This window comes from Cedecea sp. P7760 (assembly GCF_013386425.1).
Lineage (GTDB): Bacteria > Pseudomonadota > Gammaproteobacteria > Enterobacterales > Enterobacteriaceae > Cedecea > Cedecea selenatireducens.
In genome coordinates this window covers 33,604-54,679 of the sequence record NZ_JACARU010000072.1, presented here as the reverse complement: position 1 = coordinate 54,679, position 21,076 = coordinate 33,604, and the positions used below count along the sequence as shown (strand labels likewise).

At 52.1% G+C, this 21,076-nt stretch carries 18 protein-coding genes, 2 tRNA genes and 1 riboswitch; of the genes, 9 read left to right on the top strand and 11 right to left on the bottom strand.

Going from position 1 to position 21,076, the window contains the following annotated elements; all coding sequences use genetic code 11:
• Window positions 1-57 precede the first annotated feature (57 nt).
• Complete coding sequence (gene oppA, locus HX778_RS21910; protein ID WP_176983058.1) at window positions 58-1,689, bottom strand: oligopeptide ABC transporter substrate-binding protein OppA; 1,632 nt, start codon at window positions 1,687-1,689, stop codon at window positions 58-60.
• Between the two features lie 801 nt (window positions 1,690-2,490).
• The gene (locus HX778_RS21905; RefSeq protein ID WP_176983057.1) at window positions 2,491-3,138 is read right to left on the bottom strand and encodes a YchE family NAAT transporter; all 648 of its coding nucleotides are present in this window, start codon (window positions 3,136-3,138) and stop codon (window positions 2,491-2,493) included.
• A gap of 475 nt (window positions 3,139-3,613) precedes the next feature.
• Here HX778_RS21905 and adhE point away from each other — a divergent pair, with 475 nt between their 5' ends.
• On the top strand, window positions 3,614-6,286 hold the full coding sequence (adhE, locus tag HX778_RS21900; RefSeq protein WP_176983056.1) for a bifunctional acetaldehyde-CoA/alcohol dehydrogenase: 2,673 nt from the start codon (window positions 3,614-3,616) through the stop codon (window positions 6,284-6,286).
• 121 nt (window positions 6,287-6,407) lie between these two features.
• Here the strand turns inward: adhE and tdk are convergent, their stop codons facing one another.
• Window positions 6,408-7,013: a thymidine kinase gene (gene tdk, locus HX778_RS21895; RefSeq protein ID WP_176983055.1), complete on the bottom strand. Its 606-nt coding sequence runs from the start codon at window positions 7,011-7,013 to the stop codon at window positions 6,408-6,410.
• A 556-nt stretch (window positions 7,014-7,569) separates the two neighbouring features.
• On the opposite strand from tdk, the gene hns reads away from it, so the two are divergent.
• The gene (hns, locus tag HX778_RS21890; protein WP_008454242.1) at window positions 7,570-7,977 is read left to right on the top strand and encodes a histone-like nucleoid-structuring protein H-NS; all 408 of its coding nucleotides are present in this window, start codon (window positions 7,570-7,572) and stop codon (window positions 7,975-7,977) included.
• A 760-nt stretch (window positions 7,978-8,737) separates the two neighbouring features.
• Here hns and HX778_RS21885 read toward each other — a convergent pair.
• The 4 genes from HX778_RS21885 to rssA all read right to left on the bottom strand — a co-directional run bounded on the left by HX778_RS21885 (window position 8,738) and on the right by rssA (window position 13,217).
• Window positions 8,738-10,078: a UDP-glucose/GDP-mannose dehydrogenase family protein gene (locus tag HX778_RS21885; protein WP_176983054.1), complete on the bottom strand. Its 1,341-nt coding sequence runs from the start codon at window positions 10,076-10,078 to the stop codon at window positions 8,738-8,740.
• 24 nt (window positions 10,079-10,102) lie between these two features.
• Window positions 10,103-11,011: a UTP--glucose-1-phosphate uridylyltransferase GalU gene (galU, locus tag HX778_RS21880; RefSeq protein ID WP_038482476.1), complete on the bottom strand. Its 909-nt coding sequence runs from the start codon at window positions 11,009-11,011 to the stop codon at window positions 10,103-10,105.
• Between the two features lie 202 nt (window positions 11,012-11,213).
• The gene (gene rssB, locus HX778_RS21875) at window positions 11,214-12,227 is read right to left on the bottom strand and encodes a two-component system response regulator RssB (RefSeq protein ID WP_038482473.1); all 1,014 of its coding nucleotides are present in this window, start codon (window positions 12,225-12,227) and stop codon (window positions 11,214-11,216) included.
• 81 nt (window positions 12,228-12,308) lie between these two features.
• Window positions 12,309-13,217: a patatin-like phospholipase RssA gene (gene rssA, locus HX778_RS21870; RefSeq protein WP_038482471.1), complete on the bottom strand. Its 909-nt coding sequence runs from the start codon at window positions 13,215-13,217 to the stop codon at window positions 12,309-12,311.
• A 115-nt stretch (window positions 13,218-13,332) separates the two neighbouring features.
• On the opposite strand from rssA, the gene HX778_RS21865 reads away from it, so the two are divergent.
• From HX778_RS21865 to arsA, 7 genes are all read left to right on the top strand, one after another.
• The gene (locus HX778_RS21865; RefSeq protein ID WP_071843002.1) at window positions 13,333-13,788 is read left to right on the top strand and encodes a YchJ family protein; all 456 of its coding nucleotides are present in this window, start codon (window positions 13,333-13,335) and stop codon (window positions 13,786-13,788) included.
• 63 nt (window positions 13,789-13,851) lie between these two features.
• Window positions 13,852-14,694 (top strand): formyltetrahydrofolate deformylase, encoded by an 843-nt coding sequence (purU, locus tag HX778_RS21860; protein ID WP_038482465.1) that lies wholly within the window; start codon window positions 13,852-13,854, stop codon window positions 14,692-14,694.
• A gap of 157 nt (window positions 14,695-14,851) precedes the next feature.
• Window positions 14,852-14,936 (top strand) — tRNA-Tyr (locus HX778_RS21855).
• Between the two features lie 129 nt (window positions 14,937-15,065).
• Window positions 15,066-15,150, top strand: a tRNA-Tyr gene (locus HX778_RS21850).
• Between the two features lie 381 nt (window positions 15,151-15,531).
• Window positions 15,532-16,077 carry a sigma-70 family RNA polymerase sigma factor gene (locus HX778_RS21845; protein WP_176983053.1) on the top strand — a complete coding sequence of 182 codons (546 nt, stop codon included), beginning with the start codon at window positions 15,532-15,534 and terminating at the stop codon, window positions 16,075-16,077.
• A gap of 74 nt (window positions 16,078-16,151) precedes the next feature.
• Complete coding sequence (locus HX778_RS21840) at window positions 16,152-16,514, top strand: arsenic metallochaperone ArsD family protein (RefSeq protein WP_176983052.1); 363 nt, start codon at window positions 16,152-16,154, stop codon at window positions 16,512-16,514.
• A 19-nt stretch (window positions 16,515-16,533) separates the two neighbouring features.
• Window positions 16,534-18,303 (top strand): arsenical pump-driving ATPase, encoded by a 1,770-nt coding sequence (gene arsA / locus HX778_RS21835; RefSeq protein ID WP_304515777.1) that lies wholly within the window; start codon window positions 16,534-16,536, stop codon window positions 18,301-18,303.
• Between the two features lie 44 nt (window positions 18,304-18,347).
• Here arsA and crcB read toward each other — a convergent pair whose 3' ends face one another.
• The 4 genes from crcB to HX778_RS21815 form a co-directional block, all read right to left on the bottom strand.
• On the bottom strand, window positions 18,348-18,725 hold the full coding sequence (gene crcB, locus HX778_RS21830) for a fluoride efflux transporter CrcB (RefSeq protein WP_038482453.1): 378 nt from the start codon (window positions 18,723-18,725) through the stop codon (window positions 18,348-18,350).
• Between the two features lie 97 nt (window positions 18,726-18,822).
• Window positions 18,823-18,892, bottom strand: a riboswitch (Fluoride riboswitch).
• 36 nt (window positions 18,893-18,928) lie between these two features.
• The gene (arsC, locus tag HX778_RS21825; RefSeq protein WP_176983051.1) at window positions 18,929-19,357 is read right to left on the bottom strand and encodes a glutaredoxin-dependent arsenate reductase; all 429 of its coding nucleotides are present in this window, start codon (window positions 19,355-19,357) and stop codon (window positions 18,929-18,931) included.
• 10 nt (window positions 19,358-19,367) lie between these two features.
• Window positions 19,368-20,657 (bottom strand): arsenic transporter, encoded by a 1,290-nt coding sequence (locus HX778_RS21820; protein WP_176983064.1) that lies wholly within the window; start codon window positions 20,655-20,657, stop codon window positions 19,368-19,370.
• Window positions 20,658-20,726: 69 nt separating this feature from the next.
• Window positions 20,727-21,068, bottom strand: coding sequence for a metalloregulator ArsR/SmtB family transcription factor (locus HX778_RS21815; RefSeq protein WP_038482444.1), 342 nt, complete (start codon window positions 21,066-21,068; stop codon window positions 20,727-20,729).
• Window positions 21,069-21,076: the final 8 nt, after the last annotated feature.

Genomic DNA, 21,076 nt, shown 5'->3' with positions numbered 1-21,076 from the left:
TGGGGCAGAACTTAGCCACCGGCCAAAAGCCGGTGAGCCCTGCCCCACGAATTGCCATTAATGTTTGATAATGTACAAGTCACGTACGTAGACATTATCCATCGGGTCTTTACCGGTGTAACCACCCACCCACGGCTTAACCAGACGGGCGTTAACGTAGTAGTAAACCGGCACGATGGCTGAGTCTTTATCAAGCTGTTGCTCAGCTTTCTCATACAGCGCGGTACGCTGTGCTTCGTCGGTCACTTTCAGGGTGTCGGCAATGATTTTATCGAACGCCGGGCTCTTATAGTGCGCGGTGTTGTTAGAGCTGTCGGACAGCATGGTGTTCAGGAAGGAAGTCGGTTCGTTGTAGTCCGCACACCAGCCAGCACGCGCCACGTCGAAGGTACCCTGATGACGGGTATCCAGGAAGGTTTTCCACTCCTGGTTTTCCAGCTTGACGTTCACGCCCAGGTTTTTCTGCCAGATAGACGCCACGGCGATAGCCAGCTTCTTGTGCAGATCTGAGGTGTTGTACAGCAGGTTGAAGGTCAGCGGCTTGTCTTTGGTGTAACCCGCTTCGGCCAGCAGTTTTTTGGCTTCTTCGTTACGCTTGTCCTGAGACCAGGTGAACCACTCTGGCGGGGTCAGTTTCGCGCCATCGGTGTAAGGTGGGGTGTAACCATAAGCAGGCAGATCGCCCTGGTTTTTCACTTTGTTCACGATGATGTCACGATCCAGGCCCAGCTTCAGAGCAGCACGTACGCGAGGATCGGTAAACGGTGCTTTCTGGTTGTTGATCTCGTAGTAGTAGGTGCACAGGTACGGATCGGCGTGAACTTCAGTTGGGATTTCTTTTTTCAGTTTCTGGAACAGCTCAATCGGCAGGTTGTTGTACGTCATGTCGATTTCACCGCTGCGGTAGCGGTTTACGTCTGTTACTTCAGAAGAGATTGGCAGGTAGGTGACCTGGTTAATCACGGTTTTGGCGTTATTCCAGTAGTTGGTGTTACGCACCAGAACGATACGTTCGTTCACCACCCAATCTTTTAATTTGTATGCACCGTTGGTCACGATGTTAGCAGGCTGGGTCCACTTGTCGCCGAATTTCTCAACGGTGGCTTTCGGCACTGGAGATACGGATGGGTGAACCAGCAGCTTATAGAAGTAAGGAACCGGCTCGCTCAGCGTGACTTCCAGAGTGTGGTCATCGATGGCTTTCACGCCCAGATCGCTGGTCGGCTTCTTACCGCCAATAATATCGTCGATATTCGCAAGGTGGCCGTACTGCAGATAGCTGGAGTAAGGCGAAGCGGTTTTCGGGTCAGCCAGGCGCTGCCAGCTGTATACGAAGTCCTGTGCGGTCACAGGGTCGCCGTTGGACCATTTGGCGTCTTTACGCAGATGGAAAGTCCAGACTTTAAAGTCTTTGTTATCCCATGATTCTGCCACGCCCGGAGACGGGTGGCCCTGCAGGTCGCTTACCAGCAGACCTTCAAACAGGTCACGGCTGATGTTTGACTCTGGCACGCCTTCGATTTTGTGCGGATCAAGAGATTGTGGTTCTGAGCCGTTGTTACGAACCAGATCTTGTTTCTCTGCCAATTGCACACCGGCCGGGACGTCCGCCGCCATAGCGACATTGCCGGCAATAAGCGCAGTTAAAATGCCTGCTGCAATCAGGCTTTTTTTAGTGATATTTGTCATTGTGTTGGTACTCCACTCATTATAATTACCGGCCCGAAAGCCAGCCTCTTCCCCTAGGGGTCCCTTACAGCGCAGGAGCGTTAAGCGTCCGTACGGGATACTGCTTTTACTTCTCGCTATCACCGACTTTATTTTCGGGCCGTTCTCTAATGACGGCCTCATTACGTCGATTCTGTACTACCGCCGATTGCGTGTTCGACGGCCATTAATCTTTTTATTCCGCTGGTAATGATGACGCGGCGTAATCAAACTCATCTGCAAAATAAACGTTTTTCAGCGAATTGTTTTGCCCGGAAAGTATCAAAAGCGTCAGATACCCGCCAATACAATTTGCAAATTTGTTAACCATTTCTCCTTTATGGAGAGAATGTGGGGAAAGCGATGCGTGACAGGGCCCAGAGAAAACTCAATCATGATCTTGATAATCATGGAGTTAACCTGATATCACCGCACTGGAAGGGAGGTCAGTCTCTTACCCGCTTCATCACTCACAAAAAATTAACAATTGATTATTTTTTAGCACATTCCTCTGCGGGAAGGCATGAATTACTAATATCATCTCAATAAACCCGCAGCAAGCCTGATTGCGTAACGGCAGCTAAATATCATTTCGATCGCCACTTTTCTGTACAACATGTTACAAGGTCAACCGCTAATGTACGGTTTTCCAAAGCATTTTCTTATGAAAGATTCGCATTTGCTTTTGCGAAAATGAGGGCAAGACGAGGAGGCGTTTTTCTCTACAGAAAGAAAAAAAGCAGAAAAGAGATTCTGCTTTTTCATTTGAAAGTGGCAGCGGAATTAACTTAACAATCCAGGGAAGATAGCTTTCATTCCGGTGACAATAAATTCGATACCGAGCGCCATCAGCAAAAGCCCCATGATACGGGTGATCACGTTGATGCCCGTTTGCCCCAGCATACGAACGAGCCACGGCGCAATTCGGAACAGCAACCAGCAGCAGAAGGCAAACAGCGCAATCGCGAGAGAGAAGCCCAGCAAATGCCCCCAGTTATGGTAGCGGCTCCCCCAAACGATGGTCGAACTGATGGCCCCCGGCCCCGCCATCAGCGGCAAAGCCAGCGGCACAACGCCGACGCTTTCACGAATGGCGCTCTCAGACTTTTCTTGCTTATTCTGCTTATCTTCACCCAGCTTGCCGCTTATCATCGACATCGCAATAGTGACCACCAGAATACCGCCGGCGATACGGAATGAGTCTATAGAGATACCAAAGACTTGCAGAATGCCGTCACCCAAAAAGAGTGAAGTCCAGAGAATAATTGCCACGGACAGATTGGCCGTGAGGTTGGTTTTATTTCTCGCCGCCGCAGTCTGGTAACTGGTCATACTAATAAAAACGGGAATAATCCCTACCGGGTTGACCAGGGCAAACATCCCGATAAAGAACTTAATATAGGTTGGCAGGTCGAAAATGGATTGAGCCACGCAAAACTCCGCAAATGAACAAAGCAAAATCAGGCGTAATGTAATGGAAAAACACCCCCACCGCTACGCTATTTCCCTGCGCAATCGACGTCTGCAGCAAGTAATTTTAGCGCAATGACGAACTGTTACCCGAATGTTGAATTTGTGGTACTTTGTTTCGACGTTGCTGTGACTAACTTTTTAAAGATTTATCAACCACCTGGATAGCGCCTGCTGAATGGTGTCAGCATGAGATAGTTGTGATTTGGATCACGAAAAAGCTACTCAGAAGTGGGTACTCTTGGACACATCTGAAGAGCAGGTTTTCCACTAACACGGCTTATTCAGATGAGGCTCTTTTAGTAAATCAGCGCATGAATCCAGGTATTTAGTACGGTGCCGTTTCGTCTTAAACACGCATTCTGTGGCTGCTGACTATACTGTCGACTCGCGCAGCTTATTTACTAAAAGAGTTTAACATTATCAGGAGAGCATTATGGCTGTAACTAATGTCGCGGAACTGAACGCCCTCGTCGAGCGCGTAAAGAAAGCCCAGCGTGAATATGCCAACTTTACTCAAGAGCAAGTCGATAAGATCTTCCGTGCTGCCGCCCTGGCCGCTGCCGACGCTCGAATCCCCCTGGCTAAATTAGCCGTCGCCGAATCCGGTATGGGTATCGTCGAAGATAAAGTGATTAAAAACCACTTCGCTTCCGAATATATCTATAACGCTTATAAAGATGAGAAAACCTGTGGTGTGCTGTCTGAAGATCATACCTTCGGTACCATCACTATCGCTGAACCTATCGGCATCATCTGCGGTATCGTGCCAACCACTAACCCAACGTCTACCGCTATCTTCAAATCTTTGATCAGCCTGAAGACCCGTAACGCCATCATCTTCTCGCCACACCCACGCGCTAAAGATGCGACCAACAAAGCAGCAGACATCGTGCTGCAGGCTGCTATCGCTGCCGGTGCACCAAAAGATCTGATCGGTTGGATCGACCAGCCTTCCGTAGAACTGTCTAACGCCCTGATGCACCACCCGGATATCAATATGATCCTGGCGACCGGTGGCCCAGGCATGGTTAAAGCAGCTTACAGCTCCGGTAAACCTGCTATCGGCGTTGGCGCCGGTAACACCCCGGTTGTGGTTGACGAAACCGCAGACATCAAACGTGTTGTTGCTTCCATTCTGATGTCCAAAACCTTCGATAACGGCGTTATATGTGCTTCCGAGCAGTCCGTCATCGTTGTTGACTCTGCTTATAACGCAGTGCGTGAACGTTTCGCTACCCACGGCGGCTACCTGCTGCAGGGTAAAGAGCTGAAAGCCGTGCAGGACATCATCCTGAAAAATGGCGCGCTGAACGCTGCTATCGTCGGTCAGCCAGCCACCAAAATTGCTGAACTGGCCGGGTTCACCGTACCAGCAGACACCAAAATCCTCATCGGCGAAGTGTCCGTTGTCGACGAGTCTGAACCTTTCGCTCACGAAAAACTGTCTCCGACGCTGGCCATGTACCGTGCCAAGAACTTCGAAGACGCCGTCATCAAAGCGGAAAAACTGGTTGAGATGGGCGGCATCGGCCATACCTCTTGCCTGTACACTGACCAGGACAACCAGCCTGAGCGCGTTAAGTTCTTCGGCGACAAAATGAAGACCGCACGTATTCTGATTAACACCCCGGCTTCTCAGGGGGGTATCGGCGACCTGTATAACTTCAAGCTGGCCCCTTCCCTGACGCTGGGTTGTGGTTCATGGGGTGGTAACTCCATCTCTGAAAACGTGGGTCCTAAGCACCTGATCAACAAGAAAACCGTTGCTAAGCGAGCTGAGAACATGTTGTGGCATAAACTTCCGAAATCTATCTACTTCCGCCGTGGCTCCCTGCCAATTGCGCTGGACGAAGTGATTACTGATGGCCACAAACGTGCGCTGATCGTGACCGACCGCTTCCTGTTCAACAACGGCTATGCGGACCAGATAACTTCCGTGCTGAAAGCCTCTGGTGTCGAAACCGAAGTCTTCTTTGAGGTTGAAGCTGACCCAACGCTGACCGTAGTTCGCAAAGGCGCAGAGCTGGCAAACTCCTTCAAACCAGACGTTATCATCGCGCTGGGCGGCGGCTCCCCGATGGATGCAGCCAAAATCATGTGGGTGATGTACGAACACCCGGAAACCCACTTCGAAGAACTGGCGCTGCGCTTTATGGACATCCGTAAACGTATCTACAAGTTCCCGAAAATGGGCGTAAAAGCGAAGATGATTGCGGTGACCACCACGTCCGGTACCGGTTCTGAAGTCACACCGTTTGCGGTTGTTACCGACGATGCTACCGGCCAGAAATACCCGCTGGCTGACTATGCGCTGACCCCAGATATGGCGATTGTTGATGCCAACCTGGTGATGGATATGCCTAAGTCGCTCTGCGCCTTCGGCGGTCTGGATGCGGTGACCCACGCGCTGGAAGCTTACGTTTCCGTGCTGGCGAGCGAATTCTCTGACGGCCAGGCTCTGCAAGCGCTGAAACTGCTGAAAGAAAACCTGCCAGCTTCCTATAATGAAGGCTCTAAAAATCCGGTTGCCCGCGAGCGCGTTCACAACGCAGCGACCATCGCCGGCATCGCGTTTGCAAACGCCTTCCTGGGCGTGTGTCACTCAATGGCGCACAAGCTGGGTTCTCAGTTCCACATTCCTCACGGTCTGGCAAACGCCCTGCTTATCTCCAACGTTATCCGCTATAACGCGAATGACAACCCAACCAAGCAGACTGCTTTCAGCCAGTACGACCGCCCACAGGCGCGTCGCCGCTACGCTGAAATCGCTGACCATCTGGGTCTGACCGCAGCGGGTGACCGTACCGCGGCTAAGATCGAGAAACTGCTGGCATGGCTGGATTCTATCAAGGCTGAACTGGGTATTCCTAAGTCCATCCGCGAAGCAGGCGTACAGGAAGCAGACTTCCTGGCACACGTCGACAAACTGTCTGAAGATGCGTTTGATGACCAGTGTACCGGGGCTAACCCACGCTATCCGCTGATTTCTGAGCTGAAACAGATTCTGCTGGATACCTACTACGGCCGTGAGTACGTAGAAGGTGCAGCGGCTAAAGAAGCCGCACCTGCAGCAAAAGCTGACAAAAAAGCGAAGAAAACCGCTTAATCATTAGCTCTTAAAACACAAAACCCGCCTCATTCTGGCGGGTTTTTTTATGCGTGGACGCTTTGTACAAGCCGCTATAGCACGCTTAATGCAGGGGCAATGGAGTTACCCCTCTTTTAAATTAACTGCCCTGCATCTCTTGCAGAGAGCCTTTAATTAACGCTTCTTTATAATGTTTACGGCAAACCGAGACGTAACGTTCATTGCCGCCGATCACCACCTGCTCGCCTTCATTATAAGGACGCCCTTCCCGATCGAGACGAAGCACCATGCTTGCTTTACGCCCGCAAAAACAAATCGTTTTCAGCTCAACCAGCTTATCTGACAGCGCCAGCAGATACTGGCTGCCGCTGAATAACTCACCGCGGAAATCCGTACGCAGGCCGTAGCATAAGACGGGGATATCAAGCTCATCGACAACGTCAGATAAAGCATAAACCTGTTCTTTAGATAAGAACTGGCTTTCATCCACCAGCACGCAGTGCACGGGCGCAGATTGCTGCTCTGCACGAATGTCGGCATACAGGTCTGTTGTCGCGTTATAAAGCTTTGCAGGAGACGACAGCCCAATACGCGAACTGACTTTTCCCACACCAAAACGATTATCTATCTCTGCTGTATACACCAACGTGCGCATCCCTCTTTCCTGGTAATTCCACGAGGATTGAAGCAGCGCGGTCGATTTTCCCGCATTCATTGCTGAGTAGTAAAAATAGAGTTGAGCCATTGCACCTGTAGCCTGAATCAAAAGTGTAAATTATGTTTCGGCGGATTGTACCACACTGTACGGCGTCGGTGGATTGCCGATTACCTTGCTAAACATCCGGGTTAATGGCATCAGATATATTAATAAATCCTGCTTATACAGCGGGTAATAGTTGTATACGTGAAGATATGGAACCGCCACGGCAGAAGCCTTCCCGCACGTTTAACGCGCTCTCATGAAATTATTTAGCAGCTCAATTATTATAAATTGTAAACAGCCTGCAGTGGTCATAAACATTAATACCATCGCCCGATATTTGATGATTAATGCAAAATTTCTCTCTTTTTCTGCCTGCAACAAACCCTTTTGATGCCAGGGTTGTTGTCTAAAATTTGAGTCTTAAAGTGCCATTTCGCGTGCCCTGGGAGCCAGAAATTAAGTTAACGGTATTTAAACCGCCGCATATATATCAGCAAATTTTGAATTCCTTACATTCACGGCTATTGCAGAACTTAATATAACGCTCTATTATTAGCTCAAACGTCACCCCCCCAATAATAAGTTTGAGATTACTACAATGAGCGAAGCACTTAAAATTCTGAACAACATCCGTACTCTTCGTGCCCAGGCAAGAGAATGCACCCTGGAAACTCTGGAAGAGATGCTGGAAAAATTAGAAGTTGTAGTTAACGAACGTCGTGAAGAAGAAAACGCGGCAGCCGCTGAAGTTGAAGAGCGCACTCGTAAACTGCAGCAGTACCGTGAAATGCTGATTGCTGACGGTATTGACCCTAATGAACTGCTGAACAGCATTGCTGCTGTTAAATCTGCAGGTAAAGCAAAACGCGCAGCGCGTCCTGCTAAATACCAGTACATCGACGAAAACGGCGAAACTAAAACCTGGACCGGCCAGGGTCGTACGCCAGCAGTTATCAAGAAAGCAATGGATGAGCAAGGTAAGAAGCTGGAAGACTTCCTGCTGTAATCCTCTCAGTGCTGCTTATTAAGATCCCGCTCCGGCGGGATTTTTTATTTCTGACGATCTTCACTTTTCTGTCCCGCCATACCCTTGCCTCAGCAAAACAATCATAAAACAGCTTATTTTTCTTTATTAACGAATCGACTAAATATTTTAGATACAATACCTGTCCTTAAGTACAGTTAATTTCGCTCGCTAATCATCGGGTTAACCCTGCAATGGATTTATCTGACTTTGAGATAATCCTTTTCCTGGATGTATATACTCCATTAGCGTTATCAACAAAAAATGAGACATTACGCAAAGAGTTGAATCCACGCCTGGCATAATGGTTAACCCGGTATACAACCCTCACTCAGGGTGATTATTGAGCCTGCCTTATGTTCGTTTTATCCTCCCTTAAGTAACGCACGACACATTTACTTATCGACTCCACTAAGGCGTTTTATTACTGCCGCCGCCATCCCAATATCGACGTAAACAACCCCTGGGTCATTTTAATCACCATATCATCCTGCGTTTACCGACCAACACGCCCAATGGTCAAATAATGAACGCCACATATTCGTTCCCGGCTGCATTAAAGACAGCGGCTGGCCGTCTCCAGCAAAAACATACCTCGAGGCAGGCTAAAATACCGCGCAGAAACGCAGCTGAGCGGATTTAAGGAGTCAGGGAGAATACCAGAGAGGAAACGTGACCGGCAGCGTACAGGCTTGCTGAAAGCGCTACCGTGCCGGTCACCTTAAATAACCAGGGGGGTTATTTAGACGATATTAATAGATGCACCGCGACCGATGGCGTAATAGACAAAACCGCGCTTGTTGAGTCTTTCAGGATCATAAAGGTTACGACCATCAAAGATAACCGGCTGCTTCAGCGACTTCTTCATCAGATCGAAATCCGGCGCCTTGAAGCTCTGCCATTCGGTACAGACAATTAACGCGTCAGCGCCCTGTAGGGCAGCCTCTTTGGTCCCCATCAGCCTTAAATCGCCGCGGTGGCCATAAATGCGCTGCGTTTCGTCCATCGCTTCAGGATCGTAGGCCTGTACTTCGGCCCCACGTTCCCAAAGCGCTTCGATCAGCACCCGGCTGGACGCTTCTCGCATATCGTCCGTGTTCGGCTTGAAGGAAAGTCCCCAAAGTGCGAAGGTCTTACCTTTCAAATCTTCACCGAAGTGGCGAATCACAAACTCTGGCAGTTTCTGCTTCTGGGCGTAGTTAACCTCTTCCACAGCCTGCAGAATACGTGGCGTGTAGCCAATCTGCTCAGCGGTGCGAATCAGCGCCTGGACGTCTTTAGGGAAGCATGAACCGCCATAGCCGCAGCCTGGGTAGATAAAGCTGTAGCCGATACGGGAGTCGGAGCCGATCCCCATGCGCACTTTTTCAACGTCAGCCCCAAGCCGCTCGGCCAGGTTAGCAATTTCGTTCATGAAGCTGATTTTGGTTGCCAGCATGCAGTTGGCCGCATATTTGGTCAGCTCTGCGCTGCGGATATCCATCAGAATCATACGATCGTGATTGCGGTTAAACGGCTCGTACAGCTCACGGAGCAGGTCAACAACCTCTTCGTTATCCATCCCGATGACGATGCGTTCAGGACGCATACAGTCGGCAACCGCCGCACCTTCTTTCAGGAACTCCGGGTTAGAAACCACATCAAAGTTAATCTCCAGCCCGCGAGATTTGAGGGTTTCTTCCATCACCGCACGCACTTTATCCGCCGTGCCAACAGGTACCGTTGATTTGTCGATAACGACTTTATGCGAATCCATATACTGCGCGATGGTGCGCGCAACGGCAGTCACATATTTCAGGTCAGCGGATCCGTCTTCATCAGGAGGTGTCCCCACGGCAATATAGTGCATTTCGCCATGGTTAACGCCTTCTTCAGCGTTGGTGCTGAACTGCAGGCGCCCTTCTTCATAATTCTTCTTTACCAATGGCGCAAGGCCTGGCTCAAAGATAGGGATTTCACCTTTTTTAAGGTTTTCCACTTTCTTTGCGTCTACGTCGATGCACATGACATCGTGCCCTACATCCGCGAGCACGGCGGCCTGGACCAGGCCAACGTAGCCAATACCAAATACGGTAACTTTCATCTTACCATCCTGCGTTGAATTGACTTATTTCTTCGCGCCAACGGTGGCTTCAAGCCAGGTTTTAAAATCTTCACCCAGCGTTTTATGACGAATACCGTACTCAACAAACGCCTGCATATAGCCCAGCTTGTTGCCGCAATCGTGGCTCACGCCCTTCATGTGGTAAGCCTCAACGGTCTCTTTATCCATCAGCATGGCAATAGAGTCGGTGAGCTGAATTTCATCACCTGCGCCTGGAGGGGTTTTAGCCAACAGCGGCCAGATGTCCGCGCTCAGCACATAGCGTCCTACAACGGCCAGGTTTGACGGCGCAACGTCCGCTTTTGGCTTCTCAACGATGCCGACCATCGGCACGCTGTCACCGGCAGAGAGCGATGCACCCTGGCAGTCAACCACGCCGTAGGCGGTCACATCGGCAACAGGTTCAACCATGATTTGGCTGTTTCCGGTCACATCGAAGCGGCGAATCATTTCCGCCAGGTTGTCCTGGGAAAGATCGGACTCAAATTCGTCCAGAATAACGTCCGGCAGGATAACGGCGACAGGCTCATCGCCCACAACCGGGTGTGCACACATCACGGCATGGCCCAGGCCTTTCGCCAGACCCTGACGTACCTGCATAATGGTGACGTGCGGAGGGCAGATAGACTGAACTTCTTCCAGAAGCTGACGCTTAACGCGCTTCTCAAGCATCGCTTCCAGTTCAAAACTGGTATCGAAGTGGTTTTCGATGGAGTTCTTCGAAGAGTGGGTCACCAGGACGATTTCAGTAATACCGGCGGCGATACACTCATTAACGACATACTGAATCAGCGGCTTATCAACCAGCGGCAGCATCTCTTTTGGAATTGCCTTTGTTGCCGGCAACATGCGCGTTCCCAATCCCGCAACCGGGATAACAGCTTTAGTTACTTTAGAATTAATGGCAGCCATTGAAAAAACCTCCAGGACTGTTCAAGTTTCACACTTGTCGTCAATTTAAAAACGCGGTTGAGTATATCAGCTTAAAAACAAAAACCGCCCCCCGTTTACCCCGGCAGCGGCTAATTTAAGACAAATACGATTAAGTTGGTCGCGATATTACCACCGCCCGAGAGCCAGGAAAAAAGCTAAATGTAATCAGTTGTTCCGTTGTTTATTCTGCAGACAACATCAGCCGTAAACGCCCACCAGAGCCCCAGACCTGGCACTGCCACGCCTCGCACCGCTGGCTGATTTGATTGAGGTACGCGTTGCCGAGCGTCCCCAGCGGAACGCCGTTGCTGACCTGAATTTGGTGCTCGCCGGTATTTAACGTGGCGTTAAGTCCGGCAGAAACAAGAATGAGGTTTTTTAAACCGCTGTGATAATAACCAACTATCAGCGGAAATTGCCCGCTCAGGTTTGCCTGTCGCAATAGCTGATTGACCTGTTTAAGTAAATTACCCAATTCCGGCAAACGCTGCCCATGATGGGAAAGTTGTTCCTGTAGCAGCCCGTTGAATAACGCTCGTAACAACAGCGCGGCTAATACACCGTTATCTCCGGCGCGGGTAACGTCGAGACAATAAAATGCCAGGTCATTATCTGAAAGTGGTGCAATATCGAGCACCAGGCCTGGCTGATCGACCGATATTAATTGGCGATAATTTATTCGACAACGGGATATAACCTGCTGCACCGGCGGCTGAAGTTCCTGCAACAGCTTTGAGGCTGCCTGAGGATCCCGCGCCAGCGCATCCCAGTCCTGAAACAGGCGCTCCTCCTCTTCGACCCGCGAATTAAACATCGTCGGATAGATACAGGACAACACCGTCTCTTTTAATCGATTAAGATCTTTAATTGGTTTCAGCAAAACGTCCTGCACGCCAAGCCGTAAAGCCTGGGCGATATCGGACATATTTTCTGTCGCGGAAATGACTAAAATGGGCGTCTGGTTACCTTCATTACGCAGGTGCTCTACCAGCTCAAGGCCGTTCATTCTCGGCATCGCCAGATCGCAAATCAGAAGGTCCGGCACCGCCTGCCCCAGCTTTTCGAGCGCGTCTTTACCATCCCAGGCAAGCAGCGTTCCCGCCCCAAGGGAAGTCAGATAACTGTCCAGCAGGGAGCGGAAAACGGGCTCGTCTTCAACAATGAGGATTTGTTTTCCTTCCAGCGGGTAACTCATGCGTTTTCCTCTGCCTGGCAATAATTCAATAGTGGCACGGTATCGCAACGAGCGCCTGTCAGAAATCGTTTAAGTACAAACTTAAACATGTGTACGAACCAGAGGTAATAGCTCATCCATTTTTTTCTCAACCGCCAGACTGCCCGCCGCAATAGCTTCTGAGGCGCGGTGAAAGTCAAGCGTAGAGATTTGCGGGCAAAACGGTTGCAGAAGAATATCAGGAGGATCGCCAGCCATTCGGTTGCGCTTAAGACGATTTTCCAGCACCTGAATAGAGGTCGTCATGATTTCCATCGCGGTCGGCGTCACGTTAGCCCGGCGATGCGTCATTTTCCCCAGACGCTCGCGCAGGCGGCCGCGCCAGGAAGTAGCCTGCGCCAACGGCTCATCGGCCGATGGCGTCATGTTCACCGACAGCAAATCTTGCTGCATCAGGTGCGCGTCATGCTGCAAATCTACCGCAATAACGATATCCGCGCCCAGGGCACGAGTCAGGGAAATCGGCACAGGATTAACTATCGCTCCGTCCACCAGCCAGTAACCATTATGTGCAACCGGCGACAAAAGCCCCGGCATGCTGCAAGAGGCGCGAATAGCCTGATGTAAATCGCCGTCGGTAAACCACAGCTCTCGCCCGGTGCTAAGGTTGGTCGCCACGGCGCCAAATCTCAGGCCGCAGCCTTCAATAGCCGTTTCCGGGATGATTTTACGAACGTTGTTGAATACGCGCTCACCGCGAAGCAGGCCTCCGCGGCTCCAGGACAGGTCCATCAGACGCAGAACGTCCCAGTAGCTAAACGATCGTACCCAGCGTTCCATTACCGGCAACCGCTGGCTGGCATAGGCGGCACCGACCAGCGCGCCGACGGAACACCCTGCCACGACATCAATCTGGATCCCTGCTTTTTTTAACGCATTGATAACGCCAATGTGCGCCCATCCTTTTGCAGCACCCGACCCTAATGCCAGGCCGATCTTTACCTGTCTCATCACGCCTCGGTCAATCTTCCCCGGTAATCACTCCGTGACGCCAACGCCACTGCTCAGTTAACATAAGCGCTGCCGTAGTGTTATTGACGCCGTTTATTTTTTTCCTGGAGATGTAATGTTGCAACTTTGTCCCTGTGGCAGCGGTTTGGAGTATAGCTTATGTTGTCAGCCTTACCTAAGCGCCGGCCAGCATCCGCAACGCCCATCACAGCTTATGCGCTCTCGTTATACCGCTTTTGTGAAACAAGATGCCGACTATCTGGTATCGAGCTGGCATGAAAGCTGCCGCCGTCCGTCCTTAAATTCAGAAATATCCAACGGTTTTGGCGAGACGGAATGGCTCGGCCTGACGATATACGAAGAGGCCGAAGGCAAAGATGCCCACGAAGGATACGTCAGTTTCGTTGCTCGTTTTCGTGAGAACGGCAAGCAAAGCGCCATCATTGAACGTTCCCGTTTCGTCAGGGAAAGCGGCCAATGGTATTATATCGACGGCCTCCGCCCGCAGTTCGGTCGTAATGACCCCTGCCCTTGCGGTTCAGGTAAAAAATATAAAAAATGCTGCGGGTGATAGCCTTCACTGCATAACAGCATTATTGTTTCGCAAACACCGTTCAACAGGATTTCTCTCTTCATGCAGGCATTACAACGTAAAGTTCTCCGCACAATCTGCCCCGATCAAAAGGGTCTCATCGCGCGAATCACCAATATTTGCTACAAACACGAACTCAATATCGTTCAGAACAATGAATTTGTCGATCATCGTACCGGCCGCTTCTTTATGCGTACCGAGCTTGAAGGCATTTTCAACGACAACACGCTGATGGCGGACCTGGACAGCGCACTGCCGGAAGGTTCGATTCGTGAACTCACGCCTGCAGGCCGCCGCCGCATTGTCATTCTGGTCACCAAAGAGGCCCACTGCCTTGGCGATCTGCTGATGAAAGCCACCTACGGCGGCCTGGACGTAGAAATTGCCGCCGTCATCGGCAACCACGAAACGCTACGTACCTTAGTGGAACGTTTTGATATCCCGTTCCAGCTAGTCAGCCATGAAGGCATGACCCGCGAAGAACATGATATGCAAATGGCCGACGCGATTGACGCGCACAAACCGGACTACGTGGTGCTGGCAAAATACATGCGGGTACTAACGCCTGAATTTGTCGCCCGTTTCCCGAACCAGATTATCAATATCCACCACTCGTTCCTGCCGGCATTTATTGGCGCACGTCCCTATCACCAGGCCTATGAACGCGGCGTGAAGATTATCGGCGCTACCGCGCATTACGTTAATGATAATTTGGACGAAGGTCCGATCATCATGCAGGACGTGATTCACGTCGATCACACCTACACCGCCGATGACATGATGCGTGCCGGGCGTGACGTAGAGAAAAACGTACTGAGCCGAGCCCTGTACGAAGTGCTGGCGCAGCGCGTCTTCGTCTATGGCAACCGCACGATCATTCTGTAATCACACGGAAAATGAATTGGTTAGCTTTAAGGCGCTGCGCGTAAAAAATCGGCAAACGATTCATTTTCTTAAAGTGAGTGCTTTACAGCGGCGCTTCATTTGATATGATGCGCCCCGCTTCCGCAGCGAAGCAGGCCAGTTAAAAGCATTACCCCGTGGTGGGGTTCCCGAGCGGCCAAAGGGAGCAGACTGTAAATCTGCCGTCATCGACTTCGAAGGTTCGAATCCTTCCCCCACCACCATTATTCACCACAGCGATGTGGTAATACCGATGAGATGAAGCAATGTTTTCACTTATCGGGAAGGGTGAGAAGTGAAGCGACGAATAATCCTTCCACCAGCACCATCTGACAATTCAAAGCACTACCCCTGGCGGGGTTCCCGAGCGGCCAAAGGGAGCAGACTGTAAATCTGCCGTCATCGACTTCGAAGGTTCGAATCCTTCCCCCGCCACCATCTTCAGAACAAATCCAAAGCCAAAAGCTTACACAATCTTCCAGATTCCCGTCGGGGAAGGACGAAAAGCTTCGATTAAGGTTCGACTCACGCCAGTGAGAACGCGCGCCGCGCGATCATCCTTCCCCCGCCACCATCTTCAGAACAAATCCAAAGCCAAAAGCTTACACAATCTTCCAGATTCCCGTTGGGGAAGGACGAGAAGCTTCGATTAAGGTTCGACTCACGCCAGTGAGAACGCGCGCCGCGCGATCATCCTTCCCCCGCCACCATCTTCCAGAACAAAATCCAAACCTTTAAATTGGCACAATCTTCCAGTTTGCTTTCAGCCTCGTTCCAAACTGCGTTATGCTATTTCCGTCTTTGTTGAGAGGAAAAAACATGCCTGCGATAAAAGCCTTCAACACTTGCATGACGCCGTTCTGGCTTCAGCATCAGGCAGAGCTTTATCACTTCCTGCTGGCAAAAACCGCCGATCCGGACAAAGCCGCAGACCTGCTGCAGGAGCTGTTTTTAAAAGCACGGGCAAACGCAGAAACATTTTGTGAGATGGATTACCCGCTCTCCTGGCTCTACCGTGCGGCCCGAAATCTGCTGATTGACGAGCATCGTCTGGGAAAAACGTTCGTTGAAATTCCCGCAGAGCTCACTCGCGAAGATACCGGAGATGAGCCGGTGTCGTTATTAGCACCATGCCTGCCGGAAACGCTCCAGGCTCTCCCGGCTGATACGGCATGGCTGATTGAACAGTGCGATATTTCTCGCCGCCCTCAGCAGGAAATTGCCGATGAACTGAACCTGACGCTTAGCGCGCTTAAATCCAGGCTACTGCGGGCGAGACTCAGCCTGAAGGAAAAGTTGGTCGAGTTGTGTGGCATTGAAGCGGATGAAACCTCCCCCGTCTGCTGTCATAAAAAAATGCATTAATTTTTGCATCCTTTCCTCTCTTCGTTCGTTTACCTCAGTACCACGCTTTGTGGCTTACTCTTGAGGCAAACAACATGTCCAGAATTGAAATTTATGAAGCTGCCGGGTGCTGCGCGACCAGCAGCGTGAACGTGCAGCAAACAGACCTGCAGTGGAGCGCCGACCTCGACTGGGCGAAGCAAAACGGAATTGCTCTCCAGCGTTATAATCTGGCCAAAAATCCCGCCAGTTTTATCAACAATCCCATCGTGAAAAACATCCTGAATGACGTGGGTTCGAACGCGCTGCCCGTTGTCCTGGTGGATGGCGTCCTGGCGATGTCAGGTAAGCGTCCCGCGCGAGCGGATCTGGCCCGCTGGGCAGACGTTCCTTTTTCTCAGGACTGGGAGCAGCACGGCACGGAGCCCGGCTGTTGCACAATTCCCCGTCTGCCATAATTTATTTCAGGAGCAAATCATGCCAATGTCTTTCTTAATCGACATACCCCAGTTTATTTTCTTTACCGGCAAAGGTGGCGTGGGCAAAACTTCGCTGGCCTGCGCTACCGCCGTCCGGCTTGCCGACAGCGGCAAACGCACGCTGCTGGTAAGTACCGATCCGGCTTCAAACGTGGGTCAGGTGTTCAATCAGCAGATCGGACATCGAATCGTTGCCGTGGCACAAGCGCCGGGCCTTGATGCGATGGAAGTCGACCCACTCGCGGCCGCACAGGCCTATCGCGACAGGGTCCTTAATCCGGTACGAGACCAGATGCCGGCAGAGGTTGTGCGCAGCATAGAAGAGCAGCTTTCAGGCTCCTGCACGACCGAAATTGCCGCTTTTGACGAGTTCACCGCGCTATTGACCAGCGAAATATTGCGCGAGAAATACCAGCACATTGTTTTCGACACGGCGCCAACCGGGCACACAATCCGCATGCTCGAACTGCCGGGCGCATGGAGCGGTTATCTGGAGGCCAACCCGGACGCGGCGGCAAACCTTGGCCCGCTGGTGGGCCTTGAAAAACAGCAGCATCAGTATGCAGATGCTGTCACCGCCCTGGCGGATGAAAATTTGACTCGTCTGGTGTTAGTCGCCCGCGCACAGACCTCCACGTTAAAAGAAGTTTCACATACCCACGACGAGCTTTATCACCTGGGCTTAAAGCACCAGCATCTCGCCATCAACGGCGTTCTCACGCCTCGATCATCTGAGCACGACCCGCTGGCGCAAAGCATTCTGGCGCGAGAAGAAAAAGCCCTGAGCGAAATGCCTGCAAACCTGATGTCTCTGCCACAAACTAAGCTGCCGCTGAAGTCGTTTAACCTGGTTGGGGTGGGTGCGCTAAGGGCATTACTGAATCCAGAGGAAGAGAAGATCGCCGGTTTTAACGCGGTGGTTCTCCCGAACGATCTCGCCCTGCCTCCGCTGTCTACTTTAGTAGACGAATTAAGCCTCGCCGGGAAAGGCCTGGTAATGACGATGGGTAAAGGCGGCGTAGGAAAAACCACTCTTGCCGCCGCGCTTGCCGTCTCGCTGGCAAGCCGGGGGCACAGCGTACATCTGACGACCTCCGATCCAGCCGCGCATCTTTCTTATACCCTTGCGGATGCGATGCCCGGCCTCACGGTCAGCAGAATCGATCCTAAAGCAGAAACCGAGCGCTATCGCCGCTTTGTGATGGACAACCAGGGCAAAGATCTCGATGAAGCAGGACGCGCCGTGTTAGAAGAGGACCTTCGCTCCCCGTGTACCGAGGAAATTGCGGTATTCCAGGCTTTCTCGCGCGTCATTAAAGAGGCGAACGATCGGTTCGTTATTATGGATACCGCTCCGACCGGGCACACGCTTTTGCTGCTGGACGCCTCAGGTAACTATCACAAAGAGATGGTTCGTCAGATGGGCAGCACCGAAGAGCGATATCTCACCCCGATGATGCAACTGCGAGATCCTGAGCAAACGAAGGTGATTATAGTCACGCTGGCGGAAACCACGCCGATGCTGGAGGCCGCTAGCCTGCAGGACGATCTGCGGCGAGCGGAGATTGAACCCTGGGCATGGGTGATTAATAACAGTATTGCCGCCGCGCAGCCTACTTCGCCGCTGCTCGAGGCCCGGGCCGAAAGGGAAAGGCCGATTATTCAGGAAATCCAAAACGTTCATGCGAGGCGCATCGCCCTTACGCCGCTTCAGCATGAGGAGCCTGTCGGCATTGAACGGCTGAAGAAGCTAACCGGCCAGAACTAACCTGATAAGGAAGAACGGACTCAGGCAGACTGAGTCCGTATTTTTTACATCACGGCATTTATCACAAAAAAGCCCACCGCCGTCATCAGAAGCGAGCCAAACACGTGGGCAAAGACGGACGCCATCGCCCAGACATAATTTCCGCCCTGCAGCAGCGAAAATAGCTCAACGGAAAAGGTTGAGAAGGTGCTCATTCCGCCGCACAGGCCGGTGGTTATCAGCAGCTTCCAGGTGGGATCAAGCTGCGGCTGGCGCAGAAAGAAAGCCAGCGCGCCGCCAATGATCAACCCGGCCAGCAGGTTGACCGTCAGCGTGCCGAGAGGCAACTGAGGAAAAAGGCCGTTAAGACGTAACGCAAGCAGCCAGCGAATAACGCACCCCGCCGAGCCACCAACAATAACTGCAAAAAGTGGTTTAACCATATTTTCCTCAAAACTATCTTATCGATACGGTCAGGGAAGCATGCAGAGCCGGGGGGGTAAACGTTGACCAGCCTGACATGCCTCTTGGATTAAAAGAGTCATACCAGGCGTCATCAGCCTCCGAACGAGGCGGTTGGGGAAGGTGGAACGCCATCACCTTGCGAAGGCATTCTACCCTTTCCTTTTTCGGTTTCAAGCGGGTTTTATGGTTTCAGCCGCTGGCCGCGCACATCCACTACCTGCTCGCCGTCCTCTTTGCTGAACGCGCCCTGCTGCACTTCAGGCAGAATATCCAGCACGCGTTCCGAAGGGCGGCAAAGTCTCGTCCCCCGCTCAGTCACCACAATCGGCCGGTTAATTAACAGCGGGTACTGCACCATAAAGTCGATCAGCTGCTCGTCGCTGAATTTCTCTTCCTCAAGCCCTAACTTCTCATATGGCTCAACATTTTTACGCAGTAGATCGCGGGCGCTAATCGCCATGTCGGCAAGCAGCCCGGCAAGTTCCTCGCGGGACGGAGGCGTTTCCAGGTAATAGATAATCGTGGGCTCCGTGCCGCTGTTGCGGATCATGGCCAGCGTGTTACGGGAAGTGCCGCAGTCAGGATTGTGGTAAAGGGTAATTTTGCTCATCGTCGGTGGCTCAGTGAGAGAAAGAGAGACGCAGGGCAAGCGCGGCCAGCGTCACCAGCAGCACTGGAATGGTCATCACAATACCGGTGCGGAAGTAGTAGCCCCAGCCGATAGTCAGCTTTTTCCGGGCAAGAACGTGCAGCCACAGCAGCGTAGCCAGACTGCCGATCGGCGTGATTTTAGGGCCAAGATCGCAGCCGATAACGTTGGCGTAAATCATCGCCTCTTTGATAACGCCGCCCGCGCTGCTGCCCTCAATGGATAAGGCCCCGACCAGCACCGTGGGCATATTGTTCATCACGGACGACAGGAACGCCGTGATAAAACCCGTGCCCAGCGTCGCCGTCCACAGTCCCTGCCCGGCCAGGGTGCTCAGGACGCCGGAAAGCTGCCCCGTCAAACCTGCATTACGCAGGCCATAAACCACCAGGTACATCCCCAGCGAGAAAACAACAATCTGCCAGGGCGCTCCGCGCAGAACCTTACCGGTATTAATCGCATGCCCTTTTTTCGCCACCGCCAGCAAAATCAGAGCCCCTACTGCGGCAATCGCGCTGACCGGGATCCCCAGCGGCTCCAGGGCAAAAAAACCCACCAGCAACAGCACAAGTACGATCCAACCCGCCTTAAACGTAGCCGGATCTTTGATGACGCTGGCCGGCGTTTTCAGCAGCCCAAGGTCGTAGACCCGTGGAATATCTTTGCGGAAAAACAGATGCAGCATGGCAAGCGTCGCCGCTATCGCCGCGAGATTGACCGGCACCATCACCGATGCGTATTCGCTGAACCCAATCTGGAAGAAGTCGGCGGAGACGATGTTGACCAGGTTTGAGACGATAAGCGGCAGGCTTGCGGTGTCGGCGATAAAACCCGCGGCCATAACAAACGCCAGCGTAGCGCCAGGGCTGAAACCCAGCGCCAGCAGCATGGCGATAACAATCGGCGTCAGAATAAGCGCCGCGCCGTCATTTGCAAACAGCGCCGCCACGGTTGCGCCAAGCAGCACAATCCAGGTAAACAGCAGCCGCCCATGCCCTTTTCCCCAGCGGGCAACGTGCAGCGCCGCCCATTCAAAAAAGCCCGACTCGTCCAGCAGCAGACTGATAATAATCACCGCGATAAACGTCGCGGTAGCGTTCCAGACGATCGCCCACACGACGGAAATATCGGCCACCTGAACCACGCCGGTGGCTAACGCCAGCCCGGCCCCCAGCATCGCGCTCCAGCCTATTCCCAGCCCGCGCGGCTGCCAGATAACCAGCACAATGGTGAGAAGAAATATTGCCCCTGCTAAAAACATATGCACTCAGTCTCCATTAACATTGCAAAATTCATATGCGAAAAAACGAATGTGTTTAGTTAAATTTTTTTACTGACAAAGCGTCATCGACCCGCTCGCTTCTATGCGTTTCAAACGTTCCAGCATTTCATGCCCCTGGCTTTGCCAGGCTTGCTCAATGACCGCCGCCGCCCACGCAGGCATATGGGGCGAGAGTCGGTAGTAAATCCATTTCCCCTCTCTTCTGTCCTGCAGCAAACCGCCCTCGCGCAGCATAGCCAGATGTCGGGAAACTTTAGGCTGCGGCTGATCCAGCACGGCGGTCAGCTCACAGACGCAAAGCTCGCTTTTCGCCCTAAGCAGCAGGGTGATTGAAAGCCGGGTCTCTTCAGAAAGGTGTTTAAAAAGCTGTAATGGCGTTAACGCAGTCATGATTGAGT